The sequence below is a fragment of the Amphibacillus sp. MSJ-3 genome (assembly GCF_018919165.1).
Classification (GTDB): domain Bacteria; phylum Bacillota; class Bacilli; order Bacillales; family Amphibacillaceae; genus Amphibacillus.
In genome coordinates this window covers 1-17,838 of the sequence record NZ_JAHLQM010000006.1, presented here as the reverse complement: position 1 = coordinate 17,838, position 17,838 = coordinate 1, and the positions used below count along the sequence as shown (strand labels likewise).

Genomic DNA, 17,838 nt, shown 5'->3' with positions numbered 1-17,838 from the left:
TCCTATGTAATGTATTAATTATATCATAGTACTAAATAGTACTCAATAGTTATGTGGAGAATTTGACAAAAAAATAAAGCCATAATAGGCTTTCTAGACATTTTTTTATTATTCAAGTGTCAAACTCCCGTGGTGAAAGAAGTTGGGATTGCCCTTGTCATGGTTCCAGATTTTCATATACGGGTGAGGTGTTAGAAGGTCCAGCAGAAAAGCCGCTACAAAAATATGATTATAAAATGATCGACAATTTAATATCCGATGATTCTGGTTATTAATATTAAAAAATAAAATAAATTATCATTCAATGCGTTTTTTATCTCATCCAAAAAAACTTATTTGATTAAATAAACAATTATTATACGATAAAAAACGAATAGTTGTCAATGACCAATTTGCAACTTTTTAGAATATATGATAAAATGTATATATATTCGTAATCAAGTATTATTTAAGAGTCGTACCAATTTCTTTCAGGTAGAATTTGTGTGCGGCTTTTTTAATAGTATGGTGGATTAAGGAGAGTGGGTTAGTGAATTTAATTAACAAGGAAATAACTCATAAAGTCTTTGGACAAGGAAATATTGTCGATCATGACGAATCTTTTATCACCATTGATTTTGATGATGAGATTAAAAAATTCGTCTACCCTGATGCTTTTGGAAGTTTCATCACCCTAAAAGACCGTGATGTTGCTAAATCCTTAAAGAAAGTTATTTTGCAAGATAAAAAGGAAAAAGCAGCGATGGAACAGAAACATGAGGAAAAAAGAAAGCAACATTTACTTGCCGAACAGCGCAAGAACAAATTGAAGAGACTTAAGATTCATGAAAAGTCACAAATGGTTTTTTGGCTTGATAGGAAGGAACAAGAAAGTATATTTACCAACTGGGAAGTATTTTCCGGCCGTATTCAGAGTGGGAAAAATAAGGGGAAACCGAATAGAGTCACTCGCATACAACCGAATAGTGCTGTTCTTTTAACTGAAAGAGGTTTGGAGGAAGCCGAGACAGATAGACGCATCCTCGGACTCTATATGGTAAATGAATTATTCTTCGGAGATTCTTGTGAAGATGGGGTAATTCCTTCACATACAAACTATCGAATCAAACTAACAGATCAAGAAGTAGATCAAATGCTGTTTTGGAATTACTATATCAATCGAAACTATCCACATCGTACAACCTGGAATTCTGGCAAATATCGTTACTATGATAATATTTGGACTGCGCAAATATTAAAAGATATGATGGCCCTAAAAACAGATCAAAATGAGATTGAAAAAATCAATCGGTTTTTAGCGTATTTTTGTGAAATGAATTTAATAGATATTAATGACATTTCTGAGCCAAGTGGAGCTCTGAAGCAATTGTAAATATAATAAATATTTTTGTATAAGATCCCAATTAAACTCTTTCTTAATTGGGATCTTTTTTATTATCAGAAATCTCATCATCCCGTATATAAAGAATTAAGTTTTTTAATGACCAAATTTACAACTTTTATAATACATGATAAAATGTATTTATATTCTTAATCAAGTAATATTTGGTGGTTATACCAACTTCCTTAGAGGCAAAATTTGTATGCGACTTTTTTAATAGTATGGTGGATTAAGGAGAGGGGGGTTAGTGAATTTAATTAACGAGGAAGTATTTTCAATCATGACGAATCTTTTATCACCATTGATTTTGATGATGAGATTAAAAAATTCGCTTACCCTGACCCTATTGGAAATTTTATCACCCTGAAAGATCGTGATGTTGCTAAATCCTTAAAGTAAGTTATTTTACAAGATAAAAAAGAAAGTAACATTTACTTGCCGAACAGCGCAAGAACAAATTGAAGAAACTTAAGATTCATGAAAAGTCACAAATGGAAAAGGAAAAAGTATTATGTTTGATTTTAAAGAAGATGAACTTGATGTTTTTATTGACTAGTTAAAGTACATGAAAATTGGAGGAATAATTTATGGGAAATATATTAAATAAGCTAATAGAAGCACTAATTGAAGGTTTAGCTAGTATTGGATTAGTATTTTTTTTCTTTATAATATATTCTATGTTTAATGATGATACAATCATTAGTTTCCAAAATAAAAGTAATTATTCCATGCTATATTTTTTTCTAATATGTTTTTGTTTTAGGTTTCTCTTTTATATTATATCCAGTAAAAGAAATACTAAGGAAAATAAGATCTAATCATTATAGAGATCGTCATGCGTGTAAAAATTCACTTAACTCATATAAAGCGAACGGTTTATAAATGAATTATTCTTCGGAGCTTCTTGTGAAGATGGGGTAATTCCTGAGCCAAGTGGAACTCTGAAGTAATTGTAAATATAATAAATGTTTTTGTATAAGATCCCAATTAAACTCTTTCTTAATTGGGATCTTTTTTATTATCAGAAATCTCATCATCCCGTATATAAAAAGAGTTAAGTTTTTAATGGAAACTTAATGATTGACAATATACCCAATAAGGTATATTGTTATTTGTAATAAATTTTATAAAGAAATCAACTTATAATTCTTATTTTAAAAAAGTAGAGGAGTATTTAAATGAATAAAGTCACAGTCTATACAACTGATACATGTCCATATTGTAGTATGGTGAAAAATTTTTTAGATGAAAAGGAACTGACTTATAGTGAAATAAATGTTCAAAAGGATCCGGTTGCTGCCAAACGTTTAATAAAGACAACAGGCCAAATGGGAGTTCCTCAAACAGAAGTAAATGGTGAATGGGTATTAGGATTTGATCCAGAAAAGATTCTACAATTATTAAAATAGAAAACAATCCGATCCCTTCACTAAATATTCGATCTGGATAGGTTACACTAAGTTGGACAGATCGTATAAGGTCAGTTAAGATGAAGTCACTAATCGCTCTAAGGAGACAAAATTATGACAAGAAGACAACGACGAACATTTTCTAAAACATTTAAAGAGCAAATCGTTCAACTTTATTTATCAGGAAAGCCAAGAGCTGAGATCATTAAAGAATACGACCTTACGGCATCTGCTTTTGACAAATGGGTACGCCAACATAGGGAAAGTGGTTCATTTGAAGAGAAGGATAACCGTACGCCGGAACAAGAAGAGCTCATTCGTCTTAGGAAACAGAATCAACAACTGGCAATGGAAAATGATATTTTAAAGCAAGCGGCGCTGATCATGGGACGAAAATAAATGTGATAAGAAACAACCGTCACAAATATTCGGTATCAGCGATGTGTAAATTGCTACAGGTCCCACGAAGCACTTTTTATTATGAAGCAAAAAAACGTGATCATCAAGATGAAGAAATCACAAAATTAATCATTAAAATATATAAGGATAGTCGCCGTATTTATGGACAAAGAAAAATAAAAGAAGAATTAAAGCATTTAGGATTTATTGTTTCAAGACGGCGCATTGGCCGAATTATGAAAGAACAGGGTCTTGTATCAAAGTATACAATTGCCCAGTATAAACCGATGAAATCAACTGTTAATGAAGAAAAGATAAGCAACACATTGAATCGTGAATTTAACCAAAAGGACGAATTAGAAGTCGTAGTGAGTGATCTGACTTATGTAAGAGTCGGGCAACGCTGGCATTACATTTGTGTACTCATTGATTTATTTAACCGTGAGATTATCGGTTATAGTGCTGGTCCTCACAAGACGGCAGAATTGGTTACACAAGCATTTGCATCCGTAAAATATAATCTAAATCGTCTCAAATTATTTCATACAGATCGCGGAAGCGAGTTTAAGAATAAAAGTATTGACCAGGCCCTTGAGGCTTTCGATATTGATCGCTCATTAAGCGCAAAAGGTACGCCGTATGACAACGCTGTAGCTGAATCAACGTTTAAGACACTCAAGACTGAATTCATATTGGGTGAACATTTTGAAACACAGTCAGAATTGGATTTAGCCTTATTCGATTATGTAAATTGGTACAACAACATTCGGATTCACGGCTCATTAGGTTACCTAACACCCAAGGAATACAAGCAATTAAAAGCGAAATTTTAAGTATCTTAAAATGACGTGCACTTTACTTGGAGACGCCCGTATGCGAGCCTGATTGGTAGAGCCAGATATCATTAATAGCTGGCTTCTTGGCTTAAGCGCATACGAGCAAAGGATCCAAGTCAAGTGACAAAAAGTTAATACTGTTTAAATTAGAATTTAAAAATAAATGAGCGATATTGAAAACTCAACACCTTATAAAAATTGTACAGTTTAGTGTTGACATACCAATCAAAGCGTTAACTCTAAAATATAATCATATTTTAGAGTTAAGCGCATTATAAATGGATTAAAGCAGAAGAGGAGGATAAGCATTTCCCGTATTCTTTATTTTTAATATAAACTTTAAGTTGTATGGTGTCCCTTTATCATTTCTACAGTATTATTTTATGAGTTTATTCAATTGATTTATTGAAAACAATAGCTATTCATTTGGTATATTATCTTGTCGTTCTTTCTACTGACCATCTTCTACCTTACCCACAATCGAATCAAAACTTCTCAACGATTGATTATCATTTTATTTAGCGAAAGGAAGCGGATGCTATTATGGGCCTCATTGAAGCAGATACAATGTTGTTGACTGGAATTATTTTAGCTCTCGGTGCAGGTGCACTATCTTTTTTATCCCCTTGTGTTTTACCTATATTTCCAGCCTACTTGTCTTATATTACAGGAATTAGTGTGAAAGATTTACAGAAGGATAAAAGTATAAAAATTCGCGGTCAATTATTAAGTCATTCGTTTTTCTTCTTGCTGGGTGTATCTTTGGTATTTATCAGTCTAGGGGCGGGCGCTTCCGTTCTAGGACAATGGATTAAAAAAATATTAGTTGGAGAGACCGGGTTATTGATCCAAAGAATTGCAGGTATCTTTATCGTAATTATGGGCTTATTTGTTGCAGGCTGGATCACCATACCAGCTTTAATGAAGGAGAGACGAATTAACTATAGCAAAAAGCCAGCCGGGTTTATAGGGAGCTTATTTGTTGGATTAGGTTTTGCCGCTGGTTGGACACCTTGTATAGGGCCAATTTTTGGTTCAATCTTTTTACTTGCAACTACAAATCCTGGTCAGGGTATGCTTTATACAACTTTTTATGTTATCGGTTTTGCTTTCCCATTTATAATCTTAACTTTTTTCCTTGGATCAACAAGATGGCTTACCAAACATAGTGAGCGAATCATAAAAGTTGGCGGTTTCTTAATGGTGGTGATGGGGCTCATCTTATTTTTTGGTTTAATGCCAAGTATATCAACGTTTTTACTTGATTTAGTAGAAGATACTTGGTTATCACGATTAGGATAATAGCTAGAGGACTAAGCAATGAAAAAGTTATCGCTCCATATGGTCATAATCAGGATGCTTGTTTGCTCCCGACTTTGAACGATGAAACTTTAATCAGTGCTTGAATGATTTTAATTTACCAGCTGGGAGTTTTACGGACGGGATGGTTGCGCCGTGATAAAAGATAATGAGATGGGAGGAGGTACTCTAATGAAAAAAGTAGTTCTATCCCTTATTTTATTGGGGATGTTTAGCTGGACAATATATGATTTTTTCACTTCAACAAGTGATGAGTCTAAGCATCAGAGTCTTGAAGAAGACACAGAAAAAGCAGAAATTAAGGAAGGGCGCGAGGAAGATGGCCGGGTAGAGGATGCTGGAGAAAATACAATTGGTTTGGAAATTGGACAGCTTGCACCAGACTTTGTATTAACGACATTGAGCGGTGATGAAGTTTCATTATCAGATTATCGCGGTCAACCCCTTATGCTGAACTTTTGGGCAACTTGGTGTCCGCCGTGTCGTGCTGAAATGCCTGATATGGAAAAGTTTTATCAAAATACAGATGTTGAAATCCTGGCAATAAATTTAACGGATACAGAAGCGGATATAAATGAAGTTCAGGAATTTGTAGATAAATATGACTTAACTTTCCCTATTCTACTAGATGAAGCGATTGAAGTAGCAATGATTTATGCCATTCAACCAATCCCTACTTCATTTATGATTGATTCAGAAGGGATCATCCGATTCAAAACTTCTGGACCCTTGACATATGAACAAATGATGCAAGTTTTAGAAGAAATTGATTGATTTCTATTAATGATATTCGAATAGAAAAAGCAAACGTAAAGAAATAGACTATCCTCACTAAGGGACTTGTGGTTCCCTAAGTTTTCTAAGATTATCCCCTTATAAAATTGCTGTGATATCATCGATTATTGGTATTTCTTTAAAAAAGTAAGATGTTTATCGGAAAATTATGAAAATAGATGATATAATGTTGCATATGTGAAAATAGAGGGGGAAATCGAATGCTTACAAATGCAGTTTTAGTTAGTGTTATCGTCATGGTCATCGTGAGTTTATTGCGAGTAAATGTTTTGTTTGCAATTATTCTCGCATCATTAACAGCTGGTTTAGTGTCTGGCATGGATTTAGTAGAAACAGTAGATTTGATGGTATCAGGCATGGGTGGACAAGCAAACACAGCATTAAGTTATATTCTACTCGGCATCTTTGCAGTGATGATTGGTTTATCGGGAATCACAACCACGCTGGTTAATAAGATGTTGACTGTTTTTAAAGGGAAGAGAACAGCACTTGTCTTAACAATTGCTGGTATTTCCTGTTTGTCGCAAAATATAATACCTGTACATATTGCTTTTATTCCGATATTGATTCCACCATTACTTACCCTATTTAATCAATTAAAATTAGATAGACGTGCCGTAGCAGCCGCATTAACTTTTGGACTTAAAGCGCCTTATATGACGATTCCTGTTGGATACGGATTAATATTCCAAAGGATTATTCGTGACGAAATGGTAGTCAACAATATGCCCATTAGCTTAAATGAAGTAACAATGGCTATGTTGATACCCGGGGCAGGAATGGTCGTTGGTCTATTAATAGCTGTATTTATTACTTATCGTAAGGATCATCTACCTGAGAAAGGAGGAGTGTCAGAAGTCGACTTAGGAATGACACAAATCCAAGGAGAAAAGTGGGGATTTCATCAATGGATGACAATTCTTGCGATTGTTATTGCATTATTCACGCAAATTATCACTGAGTCACTTATTTTGGGGGCAATGGCTGGGATCACCATTTTATTCATTACTGGAGTGGTAAAAATGGATCAAAATGATCATATTGTTCAAAAAGGAATTAATATGATGGGGATGATCGCTTTCGTTATGTTAGTTGCTTCCGGATACGCGACCGTTTTACAAGAAACAGGAGATATTAAACATTTGGTTGAACAAACAACATCTATGATAGGGACTTCACCGATTATAATTGCGACTACATTATTATTGGTTGGTTTATTTATTACGATGGGCATCGGTACTTCTTTTGGAACAATTCCGATCATAGCAACACTATATGTGCCGATTTGTGCAGCTGCTGGCTTATCGCCATTAGCAACTGCGGCGCTAATTGGGACAGCGGGTGCTTTAGGTGATGCGGGCTCGCCTGCATCTGATAGTACGTTAGGCCCAACAGCAGGATTAAATGCGGATGGAAGACACGACCACATATTGGATACCTGTGTTCCTACATTTTTACACTATAATATTCCGCTATTTATTTTTGGGATATTGGCAGCACTCATTTTATAAGAAGTAGAATATGTTAATATTACCAAATACGCTTTTAAAGGATAAATCTACCGATAAATAATGAACAAATTTTATCGGTAGAGGATGATCCGTTCATTATTTGATGCTTAATCTTTTGACGTCAGATATGGCTTATATTAATGGTTTATTAATTAATAAGGCGCACTGAGTACGAAATTTGGAGGAGATTTCATGAAAGGGTATTTAGCAAACGGATTATTTACTATAGGAGACCGAATCGTTAATGATTTAATTTCCGAGCAGATTCGAAGAGACTTTAAGGATATCAAGCTTTATGTGCCACAAGAGAATGATGACATAAATAATAAAGATGCTTTTGCGGATTCGCTAATGATTTTTGAAGCTGATAAAAAAGAGTTAATGGCAAGTGATTTTTTAATCGCTGTTATTGATGGTGTCGAGATTGATAGTGGCGTGGCCGCCGAGCTTGGCATGTTTGCTACGACAGGAAAACCGATCTTTGCTTTATACTCTGACGTTAGACAACAAGGTAGAGAAAATCGAAAGAAAATATCTGCCTTGATCGCCGACGGAACAGAAAATCAATTTGCTTATAGAAATCTGTTCGTGATCGGATTAATTAAGAAGTCTGGCGGAGGAATCTTTTCTGAAATAGAAGACTTGTCTAAAGCCATTGCAGATTTCCTAGATTAAAAGAGGCTGGGACAAAACTCAGATAAAGTGAAAAAGAAATTCAGTTGATACTGGATTTCTTTTTTCTATTATCATATCTTAAATGTTTTTGAGGAGTCACTCCGTAATTTATACTCTGGTGGGTAAAATTAAAGTATTGACACAATAATCTACACATAAAGCTAGTGTTTGGATGATGCGGCTAGCTCATAAAAGCCCGAACACAACGGATACACGAACATTCATTCCAATTCTGGATACGATTGAATGAAAAAAGATAATTTGTAAAAGTAAAATACATAACTTCCGATAATATATATTATGTAAACTAGAATATAAATCTTTTAATAAAATACAAAAACTAGCACAAATTTATCATGTGCTAGTTTTTGATGCCTATAGTCTTATAATTTCAATTTTATAACCGTCTGGATCGATGACGAAGAAATAAGTTGGCTCTCCTTCTGTTAGACCTGTCAATTTTGTTACTTGATAGCCTTTATCTGAGAGTTCTTTATGTTTTCCTTCTAAATCATCTACACCAAGTGCAATATGTCCATAACCATTTCCTAAGTCATAAGGTTTTTCTTGATCATAATTATAGGTTAGTTCCAGTTCATATTCTTCACCTGGTAAGGTTAAATAAACTAAAGTAAATTTAGCATCTGGAAAATCACGACGACGAGATTCCTTATAGCCGAAAGCATCTTTGTAAAACTCAAGCGATTTGTCTAAGTTTTTGACACGTATACAAGTATGTAAACTTTTCATCTCATATTCCTCCCTATTTACTAGTACCCACAGTATACCACGATTAAATAAAGGAACAAATCATTTGAATAAAGACCGAAAAGGCACTTTTCAAATTCATAAGAAAAGCGCCTTCGTTCATTATCATTTATTCGTTTTATTACGATTTATGACTCATTAAATCGGTGATTTTCAAAATAGTGGATATCAAATCTTAATCTGTGAATTGGCTTTGGTAAAGTTCGTTATAGAAGCCGCCCTTTTCCAGCAACTCACTATGATTTCCTTGTTCAACAATTTGACCATTATTCATGACTAGGATTCGATCAGCGTCCTGAATAGTTGAGAGCCGGTGAGCAATAACAAAGCTCGTCCGCCCTTCCATTAAACGATCCATCGCCTTTTGAATTAATATTTCTAACCGTGTATCGACCGAGCTCGTTGCCTCATCTAAGATCAAAATCTTTGGATCAGACAAGAGAGCACGAGCAATGGTTAACAGCTGTTTCTGACCTTGGGAAATATTTGATGACTCTTGATTAATCTCCATATCATATCCACCTGGTAATGTACGAATAAAATGATCAACGTTAGCCACTTTTGCAGCTTCAACAATCTCTTCATCCGTCGCATCCAGGTTTCCAAAACGTAGATTCTCTTTAATCGTTCCTTTAAAGAGCCATGTATCTTGTAAGACCATCCCAAACTGCGAACGATATTGCTGACGTGGTAATGATTGAATGTCCATACCATCGATAGTAATTTTTCCTTGATCAACATCATAGAATCTCATGAGCAAGTTGATCATCGTTGTTTTTCCAGCACCGGTTGGACCAACAATAGCGATTGTTTCGCCTGGATTTACATCAATATTAAATTTTCGAATTAATGGTTTTTCAGGTTGATAACTGAAAGAAACTTGATCAAAGGATACTTCGCCTGTAATTGGCTCGGATATAGTTTGTAAATAAGTTTGATCCTCTTCTTCTTGATCAAGTAGTTCACAGACACGGTTAATAGCGGCTGCAGAACTTTGTATTAATCCTGAAAGCTGAGATAACATCTGCATTGGTTGATTCACTTGCCAAACATACTGTGTAAATGCTTGTAAGTTACCGATTGTCATTCGACCAGCTAAAGTCAAAAGCCCACCAAATAAAGCAATGACAACATATGCACTATGTGCTACAAATGTAATGAGCGGTCGAATTAAACCAGACATAAAACTTGCTTTAAAACCAACATGACTTAGTTTCGCTGTAATTGTACGAAATTCTTCAGTTGAATGATGTTCACGTCCGTATAATTTAATTTCATTAAAGCCCGTTAAGTTTTCTTGTACAAAACCATTCATTCGCCCTAACACATCGGCTTGTTCCTTAAAATAAGTCTGTGATTTGCCAATAATAAATTTAGCAATATAACTCGATAAAGGAATCACAACAAGCACAATTAAAGCAAATTGCCATTGAATCCATAGCATCATAACGACAACAAAAATTAATTGTAAAATAGCATTGAAAACTTGCAATAATGAAACTTGAAATGCATTTGCAATATTATCAACATCATTTGTGATTCGATTCAAGATATTCCCAAATTGATGTCGGTCAAAATATGAAACAGGTATTCGATTCATTTTTTTCGTTATATCTGCCCGTAAATCGAACGTCATCTTTTGAACGGCTTCTGTCATATAGTAGTTTGATCCAAAAGCAGACGCTTGATTAATCAACCCACGTACATAATAGATAATAATCACAGTATATATATATGAATAATTTAAGCCTGCATTTGGGACTCCTTTTATTATATCTAAAACATTGGAAGATACTTCGGTAATGATTAAACCAAAAACAAATGGTTCAAGTACGTTCGTAATAACTTGAGTAAAAACTAAAAAGAGCGCAGTAAACAATCGGCCTTGGTATTTTTTTAAATACGGCCAAATACGTCTGAAACTTTCAAACATCGATTGATTGCTCTTAACTGTTTCATCATTATTCATCGAAATGATCCTCCTGTTCTTCTTTTAGTTGGGATTTGGCAATCGCCTGGTAAATTGCATTTGTTTTCATTAACTTATCATGTGTCCCACGTCCGACAATTTTGCCTTCTTCAAGAACAATGATTTGGTCTGCGTTTCTAATACTTGAAATACGTTGAGCAACAATAATGACAGTAGAATCACCTGTTACTTCTTTCAAACGTCGTCTAACTTCTGCATCTGTTCTATAATCTAGGGCTGAGAAACTGTCATCAAACACGTAAATATCAGGTTGTTTAACAATTGCTCGAGCAATCGATAAACGTTGTTTTTGTCCACCAGATAAGTTACTCCCACCTTCACTCAAATAAGAATGATAATCTTCTTCCATTCGTTCAATAAATTCACGTGCTTGTGCGACATCAGATGCTTTGACCAATTCCCCATCTGTTGCATCATCTTTCCCAAATCTTAAGTTATCGCCAATTGTTCCCGTAAAGAGAAGTGCACGTTGTGGGATAAAGCCAATTTTATTTCTCAAAGCATCTAACTGATAATCACGTACATCAACACCATCGATAATAATCCGTCCAAATGTCACATCGAAAAAGCGGGGAATAAGTTGTACTAGTGTTGATTTCCCACTCCCGGTACTTCCAATAAAGGCTACGATTTCACCGGGTTTTGCTTTAAAGCTAATATCATGCAAAACCGGATTCTCAGTTTCACCAGGATAGGCAAAAGACACATTATCAAATTCGATATAGCCATGTGTTTTAGTTTCGCTCACCCCATCCGGCTTACTTGTAATAGAAATTGGCATATCATAAATTTCCTTCAATCTTTTTGCTGAGACATTCGCACGTGGATACATCATAAATATTTGCGAGAACATTAATACTGAAAATAATGCATGAAAGGCGTATTCAACAAAAGCAACCAATGTCCCTACTTGCATTTCACCCGCTCCAATAGGATCAAGTGAAAATACAAAGATTAATGTGATAACGACAGCCATAATATGATAGAATGCAGGCATAGCTGAACCCATTAATTTATGTAAGGATTGTGCTGTTTCTGCATAATCACGATTTGCTCCAGAAAATTTTTCTTCTTGATACTCTTCCCGAGAAAAGGCACGAATGACACGTAGTCCCGTTAAATTCTCCCGTGAGTATGTGTTTAGTTTATCTAATAATTTCTGCATCTTATCAGATAAGGGTCCTGAGCTTTTAGCAATCCAATAAATAACTAGCATAATCACTGGTAAGGCTGCAGCTAAAATCCATGATAATGATGGACTTGTTTGAATAATTAATACAACACTTCCAATAAACATTAAAGGTGTGTTGAAGCCGATTCTTAGCACCATCTCAACAAACTGCAAGATAACAAAAGCATCATTCGTTATTCTAGTCACCAATGAAGATACACCGATTTTTTCATATTCCTCATGAGAAAAATCACTGATTTTATCATATAAGTCATTACGAATACTTCTAGTCGTTTCATTTGTTAAACGACTGGAGGCATAAGTTAAAATAATGTTTCCCAGTAAACCAAATACAATAATAGCCCCCATTATTGAAACTAGAAAGTACAACCGTCCCTTGTCCTGACTAACGAGCACTTCATTAATAATTCTAGCTAAAATAGTTGGTAAGCCTAAGTTTACAGTTACAAAACATATGGCTCCTAATAAGTTTAAAAATAATAACCATTTGTGTCTTTTAACGTAACTCCATACATATAACACTAAAAGACCCCCTTTCACAAAAATTAAACCACTGCAAAGGCAGTGGCCATCTAACTTTATAATTTTAGCATTTTCAAATAATTAGTCAAGTTTTTTAAAATCCAAACCTGAATTTAGGATTACCCTGTTTAAATGTTAGGAATAGGAACAGTTCGTTTGCTCCGCTTAATTAAAGTCTTCATAGATAGATTTGTAATGATTCCTAATTTCCATTTTAAGAATACATGTAATGAATCAGAAGATATTAGCGAGTAAAAATGAAAACATGATATTAATGGCTTACACTTAAGATCTCACATTTTTCAAAATTTATAACTTACTTTTTACTTTTGCTTACGCATCATATCATAATATTTCAAGGGCTGATCAACTTTTACTTTAACAATCATCATCGCATGTTTGGCACGATCAATCGGTTGGTCATCCTCGTCCCATAATTCAGTAATCGTTTGTTTATAATGATAGAAATTGGGACCAAAGAATTCTACTTCATCACCAACACCAAAATTATTTCTTTGTTGAATGGTTGCGATTTGCAACTTTTCATCGTAAGCCAGCACTAGTCCTGCAAAGTCATATTTAGGGATTCGATCTGGTTTACCAAAGAGTTGATCCTTATGAGTAGGTTCATTGAAATAAAAGCCAGTTGTTAGTGAACGTTGGGCGGCTTTCCAAATCTCATCAATCCAGTCTGGATCAATTTGATAATTATCCGGATCTTCAAAATATGTGTCAATGATTTTTCGGTAAACATTTACCACCGTTGCAACATAATGAATACTTTTCATTCTTCCTTCAATTTTTAACGAATCGACACCCGCTTCAATTAAATCAGGTAAGTGTTCAACCATGCTTAAATCCTGTGAACTCATCGTATATTGTTCATCAGCTTGTTCTGATACAGCTATTTCACCGTCAGTCCCCTCCTCAAATAAATCATATTTCCAACGGCAGGATTGGGCACAGCCGCCTCTATTTGCATCACGAGCAGTCATATGATTGGAAAGCACACAACGACCTGAATAGGAAATACACATTGCTCCATGGATGAAGGCTTCGATTTCAATATCTACTTTTTCTTTCATTTCACGAATTTCTTCAACTGATACCTCTCGAGCTAAAACAACGCGTGGTACCCCTTCGTTTTTCCAAAACTCAACGGTTTTCCAGTTGGCGATTGAAGCCTGTGTACTAATATGGACTTCAAGTTCTGGCGCTGCATCTCGGCAAGCTTGAATAAGCGCAGGATCAGCAACGATAACAGCCGAGATCCCCACCTCATATAATTTTTTGAAATAGTCATGAGCGCCTTCTAAATTTTCATTATGGGCAATAATATTTGTTGCTACATAAACTTTAGCACCATACTTATCAGCAAATTCAACACCTTCCCGCATTTCTTCGAAGGTGAAATTACCTGCTTTTGAGCGTAAGCCAAATTGTTGTCCACCAATATAAACAGCATCCGCACCATAATGAATGGCGAATTTTAATTTTTCTAAATTACCCGCTGGTGCAAGTAATTCAGGTTTTTGTCTAGTTGTCATCTTTCTTACACCTCTTATTAGTAAATCTGTTCTTTAAAATAAAAACCAGTATCAATTTTTCGATCTTTTGGCTGTATCGCATAAATAGCTTGTTTCCAACCTATTTTCTTTACTTGGTAAAGGTTTGGATCTTGACAATATGTGTCGATTGCCTCGCGATATAAAGAAACGATCTTTTCATTATAATCAATCGTTTTTAATAAACCATTGATAAAAAGTCCGTCTATTTGAGCTTCAAGAATTTGATCAAGATGATCAATCATCACGATATCCTCATTGCTCATTATATGCGTCCCATTAACATCTTCAAAAATAGGATAATGTGTTTCTGTTTTTTTACTTTCTTTAATATAGCGTTGCTCGAATTGATCATAGTCTTTATCGATATGATCATAATAATTTCGAATGAGTTTTCGTTTTGATTGAAAGATACAGCTCATCCCATGAATTTGAATTTCAATTGGAAATTGAACCTTCTTTTTAATTTCAATCACAGCATCTAATGACAGCTCATTTGATAAAGTGGCCCTACTCATTCCACGTTTATTCCAATAATTAAGTGTTTGATAATTTGTTGATAAAGTTGCTGGGTTCCATGTCAATGAAAGTGAGCTATTGATGTCACGAAGTATTTGGAAGATTGACTGATCCCCGGCAACAATCCCATCTACCTTAAGATCTTCAAGTTCCATTAAATAGTGAGGCAGCTTCTTTAAATGTTCGTTATGATAAATTGCGTTAACCATAACAAAGACCTTTTTCCCTTCTTTATGTAAAAATTCTGTTGCCTCAGAAATCTCTTCCAATGTAAAATCACCAGGTAAACGATTACCAAAGTGTTGATCACCAATAAATAACGCATCAGCACCTGCAATTGCCAAGCGCTTAACCTCTTCTATGTTTCTAGCCCCAGTCTGTAGTTCTGGTCTATATATAGTCATTACATAATTCTCCTTTAGAATAAATTCACATTCACTCTACAATTATTATGAACGTATCAAACTAAAAATCAGTGATATTTATCACACTTTTGCATACTTTATTTTATCTTTAGATGAAAAACAAAGTGAGTTTGGGCTAAATAATGATTCCCAATGATCTATGAACCAAAGAAGGCTATAAACGAGATTAAATTCTACTCACTGATTTTTTCCATCTTTTTTTAAAAAAATTGTTTGTGGATGATAAGATATGAGCAAAAGAAAAACCGAATACTCAGATTGCCTACTGTGTATTCAGGTTTTATCTAATCAAATGCTTATTTTCGCCAAAATGAAGTGTCATCCACTTTATCGTCTATATTAAATTGAATAATTTCTTTTAGTAATTCATAATCGACTGCTTGATTCCATTTAATTCTGAACAATTGCTTTGTCTGACTATAGCCTGCCTGCTTAATCTTTTCCGTGAATTGATTAATAGTCACAAGTTCAGGTGCAACAGCCAAATGTTGTTTAGCAACACTAAAACCAATAATATAGGTTCCATGATCGATAAACATTGGTTGATTCCACTTGATTTGTGCATCCAATTTCGGAAAAGTCTCCCTAACCCATTTCAGAACTTCTCTTGTCCGTTCACGGTGGTCTGGGTGATCAATAGCTGTTAAAAACTCAGTAAAGTTGTCGATAGTACTCACCTCATTTCTTCAGTTTTGTTTAGTGTATAATACATTTATGAAATAGTCGAATCAAAATACTTTAATGTCTGTTTTTTTTGGGTTTATCACAGATTAATCAGGGTATTGATTATTACATTGTTAAGTGTAGGGGTGGTATGATGTCCAAAGAACGTGTGCATTTAATTGTTTATGGTCGTGTTCAGGGTGTTGGCTTTCGTTTCACAACGCAACTTAAGGCAAATGAAATCGGGGTTAACGGCTGGGTAAAAAATCGGGAGGATGGAACAGTGGAGATTGAAGCTGAAGGCAAAGTGGAGCAGGTTGATCAATTTATTGATGCCATAAAAGCGAATCCCAGTCCAGTTGCAAAGATTGAAAATATTGAACTAACAATCTGTGATGATTTAAAAGGTTATCAAAGCTTTAAAACACTCTATTGATAACAAAGAATTAATAAGCCATTCATCAGTTCTAACTATTAAGAGTGATGAATGGCTTTTCCGTTTATTTAATAAGGATAATTATTGTTCCTGAAAAAAGCGTCGGTTTAATGCGATGTATTCGTGCTCTTCGTCTGGGACTTCATCTTCCATAAAGATTGCCTCTACTGGACATACGGCTTCACAAGCACCGCAATCAATACAAATATCAGGGTCAATATAAAACATCTCTTCCCCTTCTTCAATACAATCTACTGGACAAACTTCCGCACATTCACCATACTTCTCTCCGATACATGGTGATGTAATCACAAATGCCATTTTAATGCCTCCCCAAATTAATTTAATTTCTCCTCTACTACCAAATATGGTGAAGTTGATAAAAATCTTGATCGTGTTCAATCATAAAAACATCTGGCTTCTTCAATAAGCGCCATTGTTTAAATCCATAGTCTCCTTCAAAATGAGCAAGGATTAACATAAGTAAATTTGCATGAGTCACTAAAGCAACTGTATCTGACCTGTCACTCTGTTTAATTTCTTCAATTAATTCAAGGACACGAGCTAAAGCATCATTAGATGACTCTCCGCCTGGTAGGGAATAATCCATATCATCAAAAGAAGTTTCAATCGCATCTAACCAATCATCGACTGGTTCCGCACTTAATATTCGTTCCCTTAGCCTAACATCTGTTTCGATTTCAATTTGCTTATCTCTTGAATAAGGCATGATTGTTTCAACGGCACGCATATAAGGGCTAGAAATAATACGATCAATTTTTAGATCTTGATCGATAAAAAATTCGGCCAATCGTCGGGCTTGGTTCACGCCATTGTTCGTTAATGGTGAGTCCATGTGGTTCCCATCTGCTTGACAATGTCTAATCAGAACGAGCTTCTTCATTGGATCATCTCCTAAACAAGCTTTATGTTTATCATTAGCTATATAGATCAAAGTGAACTACAATGTCTTAAACCAATTCAGAAAAGTAATCTTTTTTATAACCAGCTATTCGATTTGAGTTATCAATAATAAAATAAAATTCATCCGTTTCATTTTTCACAGGATAATTTTTCCCTGGTGTTAGCATATGGTTGACAACAAACTTCTTTGCATCAGCATGCACACACTTGATTGTCTTAATTGTTTCCCTAGTTTCCCACTCTTTATGAATCAATGTGTACACCCCTCCCTCTAGTTGATCATTCTCTTATATATTACCATGTTTTTATAAAAAAAATAACCATTGTCTGCAAAAAAGCAACAAAATATTCGTATAAAACTGTTTAAACGACATCATCTTGTTTAATTATTTGATTTGTCAATTTAAGCTAGACAAATGTGATTCATCGATGTAACTCAAAAACACTTCCAAAGGCGTTCGATAATTTAGTGATTTTCTAGGGATTTTATTTCTCTTGTCAGCTACTG

At 34.6% G+C, this 17,838-nt stretch carries 17 protein-coding genes and 2 pseudogenes; 9 read left to right on the top strand and 10 right to left on the bottom strand.

Annotation, left to right across the window (positions count from 1 at the left end; translation table 11 throughout):
- Positions 1-125 precede the first annotated feature (125 nt).
- The 8 genes and pseudogenes from KQI76_RS03050 to KQI76_RS03015 all read left to right on the top strand — a co-directional run.
- A pseudogene (locus KQI76_RS03050) lies at positions 126-275 on the top strand (Rieske 2Fe-2S domain-containing protein); the annotation flags it as partial.
- Between the two features lie 254 nt (positions 276-529).
- Entirely contained in the window at positions 530-1,372 is an 843-nt protein-coding gene (locus tag KQI76_RS03045) for a malate synthase (protein ID WP_216398834.1), read from the top strand.
- 1,187 nt (positions 1,373-2,559) lie between these two features.
- Positions 2,560-2,790: a glutaredoxin family protein gene (locus KQI76_RS03040; RefSeq protein ID WP_216398833.1), complete on the top strand. Its 231-nt coding sequence runs from the start codon at positions 2,560-2,562 to the stop codon at positions 2,788-2,790.
- Positions 2,791-2,904: 114 nt separating this feature from the next.
- Positions 2,905-4,022, top strand: a protein-coding gene (locus KQI76_RS03035; RefSeq protein WP_216398832.1) for an IS3 family transposase whose coding sequence is annotated in 2 segments (ribosomal slippage) — positions 2,905-3,154 and positions 3,154-4,022 — 1,119 coding nt in all. Because the reading frame shifts where the segments join, the coding sequence is not laid out codon by codon here.
- Between the two features lie 546 nt (positions 4,023-4,568).
- A complete protein-coding gene (locus KQI76_RS03030; RefSeq protein ID WP_216398831.1) occupies positions 4,569-5,327 on the top strand; it encodes a cytochrome c biogenesis CcdA family protein in 759 nt (252 codons plus the stop codon).
- A 189-nt stretch (positions 5,328-5,516) separates the two neighbouring features.
- Positions 5,517-6,119 (top strand): peroxiredoxin family protein, encoded by a 603-nt coding sequence (locus tag KQI76_RS03025; protein ID WP_216398830.1) that lies wholly within the window; start codon positions 5,517-5,519, stop codon positions 6,117-6,119.
- A gap of 221 nt (positions 6,120-6,340) precedes the next feature.
- Entirely contained in the window at positions 6,341-7,651 is a 1,311-nt protein-coding gene (locus tag KQI76_RS03020) for a Na+/H+ antiporter family protein (protein ID WP_216398829.1), read from the top strand.
- Positions 7,652-7,843: 192 nt separating this feature from the next.
- Positions 7,844-8,326, top strand: a complete 483-nt coding sequence (locus tag KQI76_RS03015; RefSeq protein WP_216398828.1) for a nucleoside 2-deoxyribosyltransferase — start codon at positions 7,844-7,846, stop codon at positions 8,324-8,326.
- A 375-nt stretch (positions 8,327-8,701) separates the two neighbouring features.
- On the opposite strand, the gene gloA is transcribed toward KQI76_RS03015, so the two are convergent.
- From gloA to KQI76_RS02985, 6 genes are all read right to left on the bottom strand, one after another.
- Entirely contained in the window at positions 8,702-9,076 is a 375-nt protein-coding gene (gloA, locus tag KQI76_RS03010; protein ID WP_216398827.1) for a lactoylglutathione lyase, read from the bottom strand.
- A gap of 193 nt (positions 9,077-9,269) precedes the next feature.
- Positions 9,270-11,063 (bottom strand): ABC transporter ATP-binding protein, encoded by a 1,794-nt coding sequence (locus KQI76_RS03005; protein WP_253288779.1) that lies wholly within the window; start codon positions 11,061-11,063, stop codon positions 9,270-9,272.
- On the bottom strand, positions 11,056-12,798 hold the full coding sequence (locus KQI76_RS12010; RefSeq protein WP_216398826.1) for an ABC transporter ATP-binding protein: 1,743 nt from the start codon (positions 12,796-12,798) through the stop codon (positions 11,056-11,058). Before KQI76_RS12010 ends, KQI76_RS03005 begins: the two co-directional genes overlap by 8 nt.
- A 323-nt stretch (positions 12,799-13,121) precedes the next feature.
- On the bottom strand, positions 13,122-14,345 hold the full coding sequence (locus tag KQI76_RS02995; protein WP_216398825.1) for a peptidase U32 family protein: 1,224 nt from the start codon (positions 14,343-14,345) through the stop codon (positions 13,122-13,124).
- A gap of 17 nt (positions 14,346-14,362) precedes the next feature.
- Positions 14,363-15,286 carry a peptidase U32 family protein gene (locus KQI76_RS02990; protein ID WP_216398824.1) on the bottom strand — a complete coding sequence of 308 codons (924 nt, stop codon included), beginning with the start codon at positions 15,284-15,286 and terminating at the stop codon, positions 14,363-14,365.
- A gap of 317 nt (positions 15,287-15,603) precedes the next feature.
- Entirely contained in the window at positions 15,604-15,975 is a 372-nt protein-coding gene (locus KQI76_RS02985) for an iron chaperone (RefSeq protein ID WP_216398898.1), read from the bottom strand.
- 149 nt (positions 15,976-16,124) lie between these two features.
- Here KQI76_RS02985 and KQI76_RS02980 point away from each other — a divergent pair, with 149 nt between their 5' ends.
- Positions 16,125-16,406, top strand: a complete 282-nt coding sequence (locus KQI76_RS02980) for an acylphosphatase (RefSeq protein ID WP_216398823.1) — start codon at positions 16,125-16,127, stop codon at positions 16,404-16,406.
- 81 nt (positions 16,407-16,487) lie between these two features.
- On the opposite strand, the gene KQI76_RS02975 is transcribed toward KQI76_RS02980, so the two are convergent.
- The 4 genes and pseudogenes from KQI76_RS02975 to KQI76_RS02960 all read right to left on the bottom strand — a co-directional run.
- Positions 16,488-16,727 carry a ferredoxin family protein gene (locus KQI76_RS02975; RefSeq protein WP_216398822.1) on the bottom strand — a complete coding sequence of 80 codons (240 nt, stop codon included), beginning with the start codon at positions 16,725-16,727 and terminating at the stop codon, positions 16,488-16,490.
- Between the two features lie 37 nt (positions 16,728-16,764).
- Positions 16,765-17,310 (bottom strand): histidine phosphatase family protein, encoded by a 546-nt coding sequence (locus KQI76_RS02970; protein WP_216398821.1) that lies wholly within the window; start codon positions 17,308-17,310, stop codon positions 16,765-16,767.
- A 67-nt stretch (positions 17,311-17,377) separates the two neighbouring features.
- Complete coding sequence (locus KQI76_RS02965; RefSeq protein ID WP_216398820.1) at positions 17,378-17,584, bottom strand: DUF6501 family protein; 207 nt, start codon at positions 17,582-17,584, stop codon at positions 17,378-17,380.
- A gap of 144 nt (positions 17,585-17,728) precedes the next feature.
- A pseudogene (locus tag KQI76_RS02960) lies at positions 17,729-17,838 on the bottom strand (IS30 family transposase); the annotation flags it as partial.

Bases quoted from the DNA above. Each gene is read 5' to 3' on its own strand.
- KQI76_RS03040 (WP_216398833.1), top strand. From the start codon at position 2,560: ATGAATAAAGTCACAGTCTATACAACTGATACATGTCCATATTGTAGT.
- KQI76_RS03030 (WP_216398831.1), top strand. From the start codon at position 4,569: ATGGGCCTCATTGAAGCAGATACAATGTTGTTGACTGGAATTATTTTA.
- KQI76_RS03025 (WP_216398830.1), top strand. From the start codon at position 5,517: ATGAAAAAAGTAGTTCTATCCCTTATTTTATTGGGGATGTTTAGCTGG.
- KQI76_RS03020 (WP_216398829.1), top strand. From the start codon at position 6,341: ATGCTTACAAATGCAGTTTTAGTTAGTGTTATCGTCATGGTCATCGTG.
- KQI76_RS03015 (WP_216398828.1), top strand. From the start codon at position 7,844: ATGAAAGGGTATTTAGCAAACGGATTATTTACTATAGGAGACCGAATC.
- gloA (WP_216398827.1), bottom strand. From the start codon at position 9,076: ATGAAAAGTTTACATACTTGTATACGTGTCAAAAACTTAGACAAATCG.
- KQI76_RS03005 (WP_253288779.1), bottom strand. From the start codon at position 11,063: ATGAATAATGATGAAACAGTTAAGAGCAATCAATCGATGTTTGAAAGT.
- KQI76_RS02995 (WP_216398825.1), bottom strand. From the start codon at position 14,345: ATGACAACTAGACAAAAACCTGAATTACTTGCACCAGCGGGTAATTTA.
- KQI76_RS02990 (WP_216398824.1), bottom strand. From the start codon at position 15,286: ATGACTATATATAGACCAGAACTACAGACTGGGGCTAGAAACATAGAA.
- KQI76_RS02980 (WP_216398823.1), top strand. From the start codon at position 16,125: ATGTCCAAAGAACGTGTGCATTTAATTGTTTATGGTCGTGTTCAGGGT.
- KQI76_RS02975 (WP_216398822.1), bottom strand. From the start codon at position 16,727: ATGGCATTTGTGATTACATCACCATGTATCGGAGAGAAGTATGGTGAA.
- KQI76_RS02970 (WP_216398821.1), bottom strand. From the start codon at position 17,310: ATGAAGAAGCTCGTTCTGATTAGACATTGTCAAGCAGATGGGAACCAC.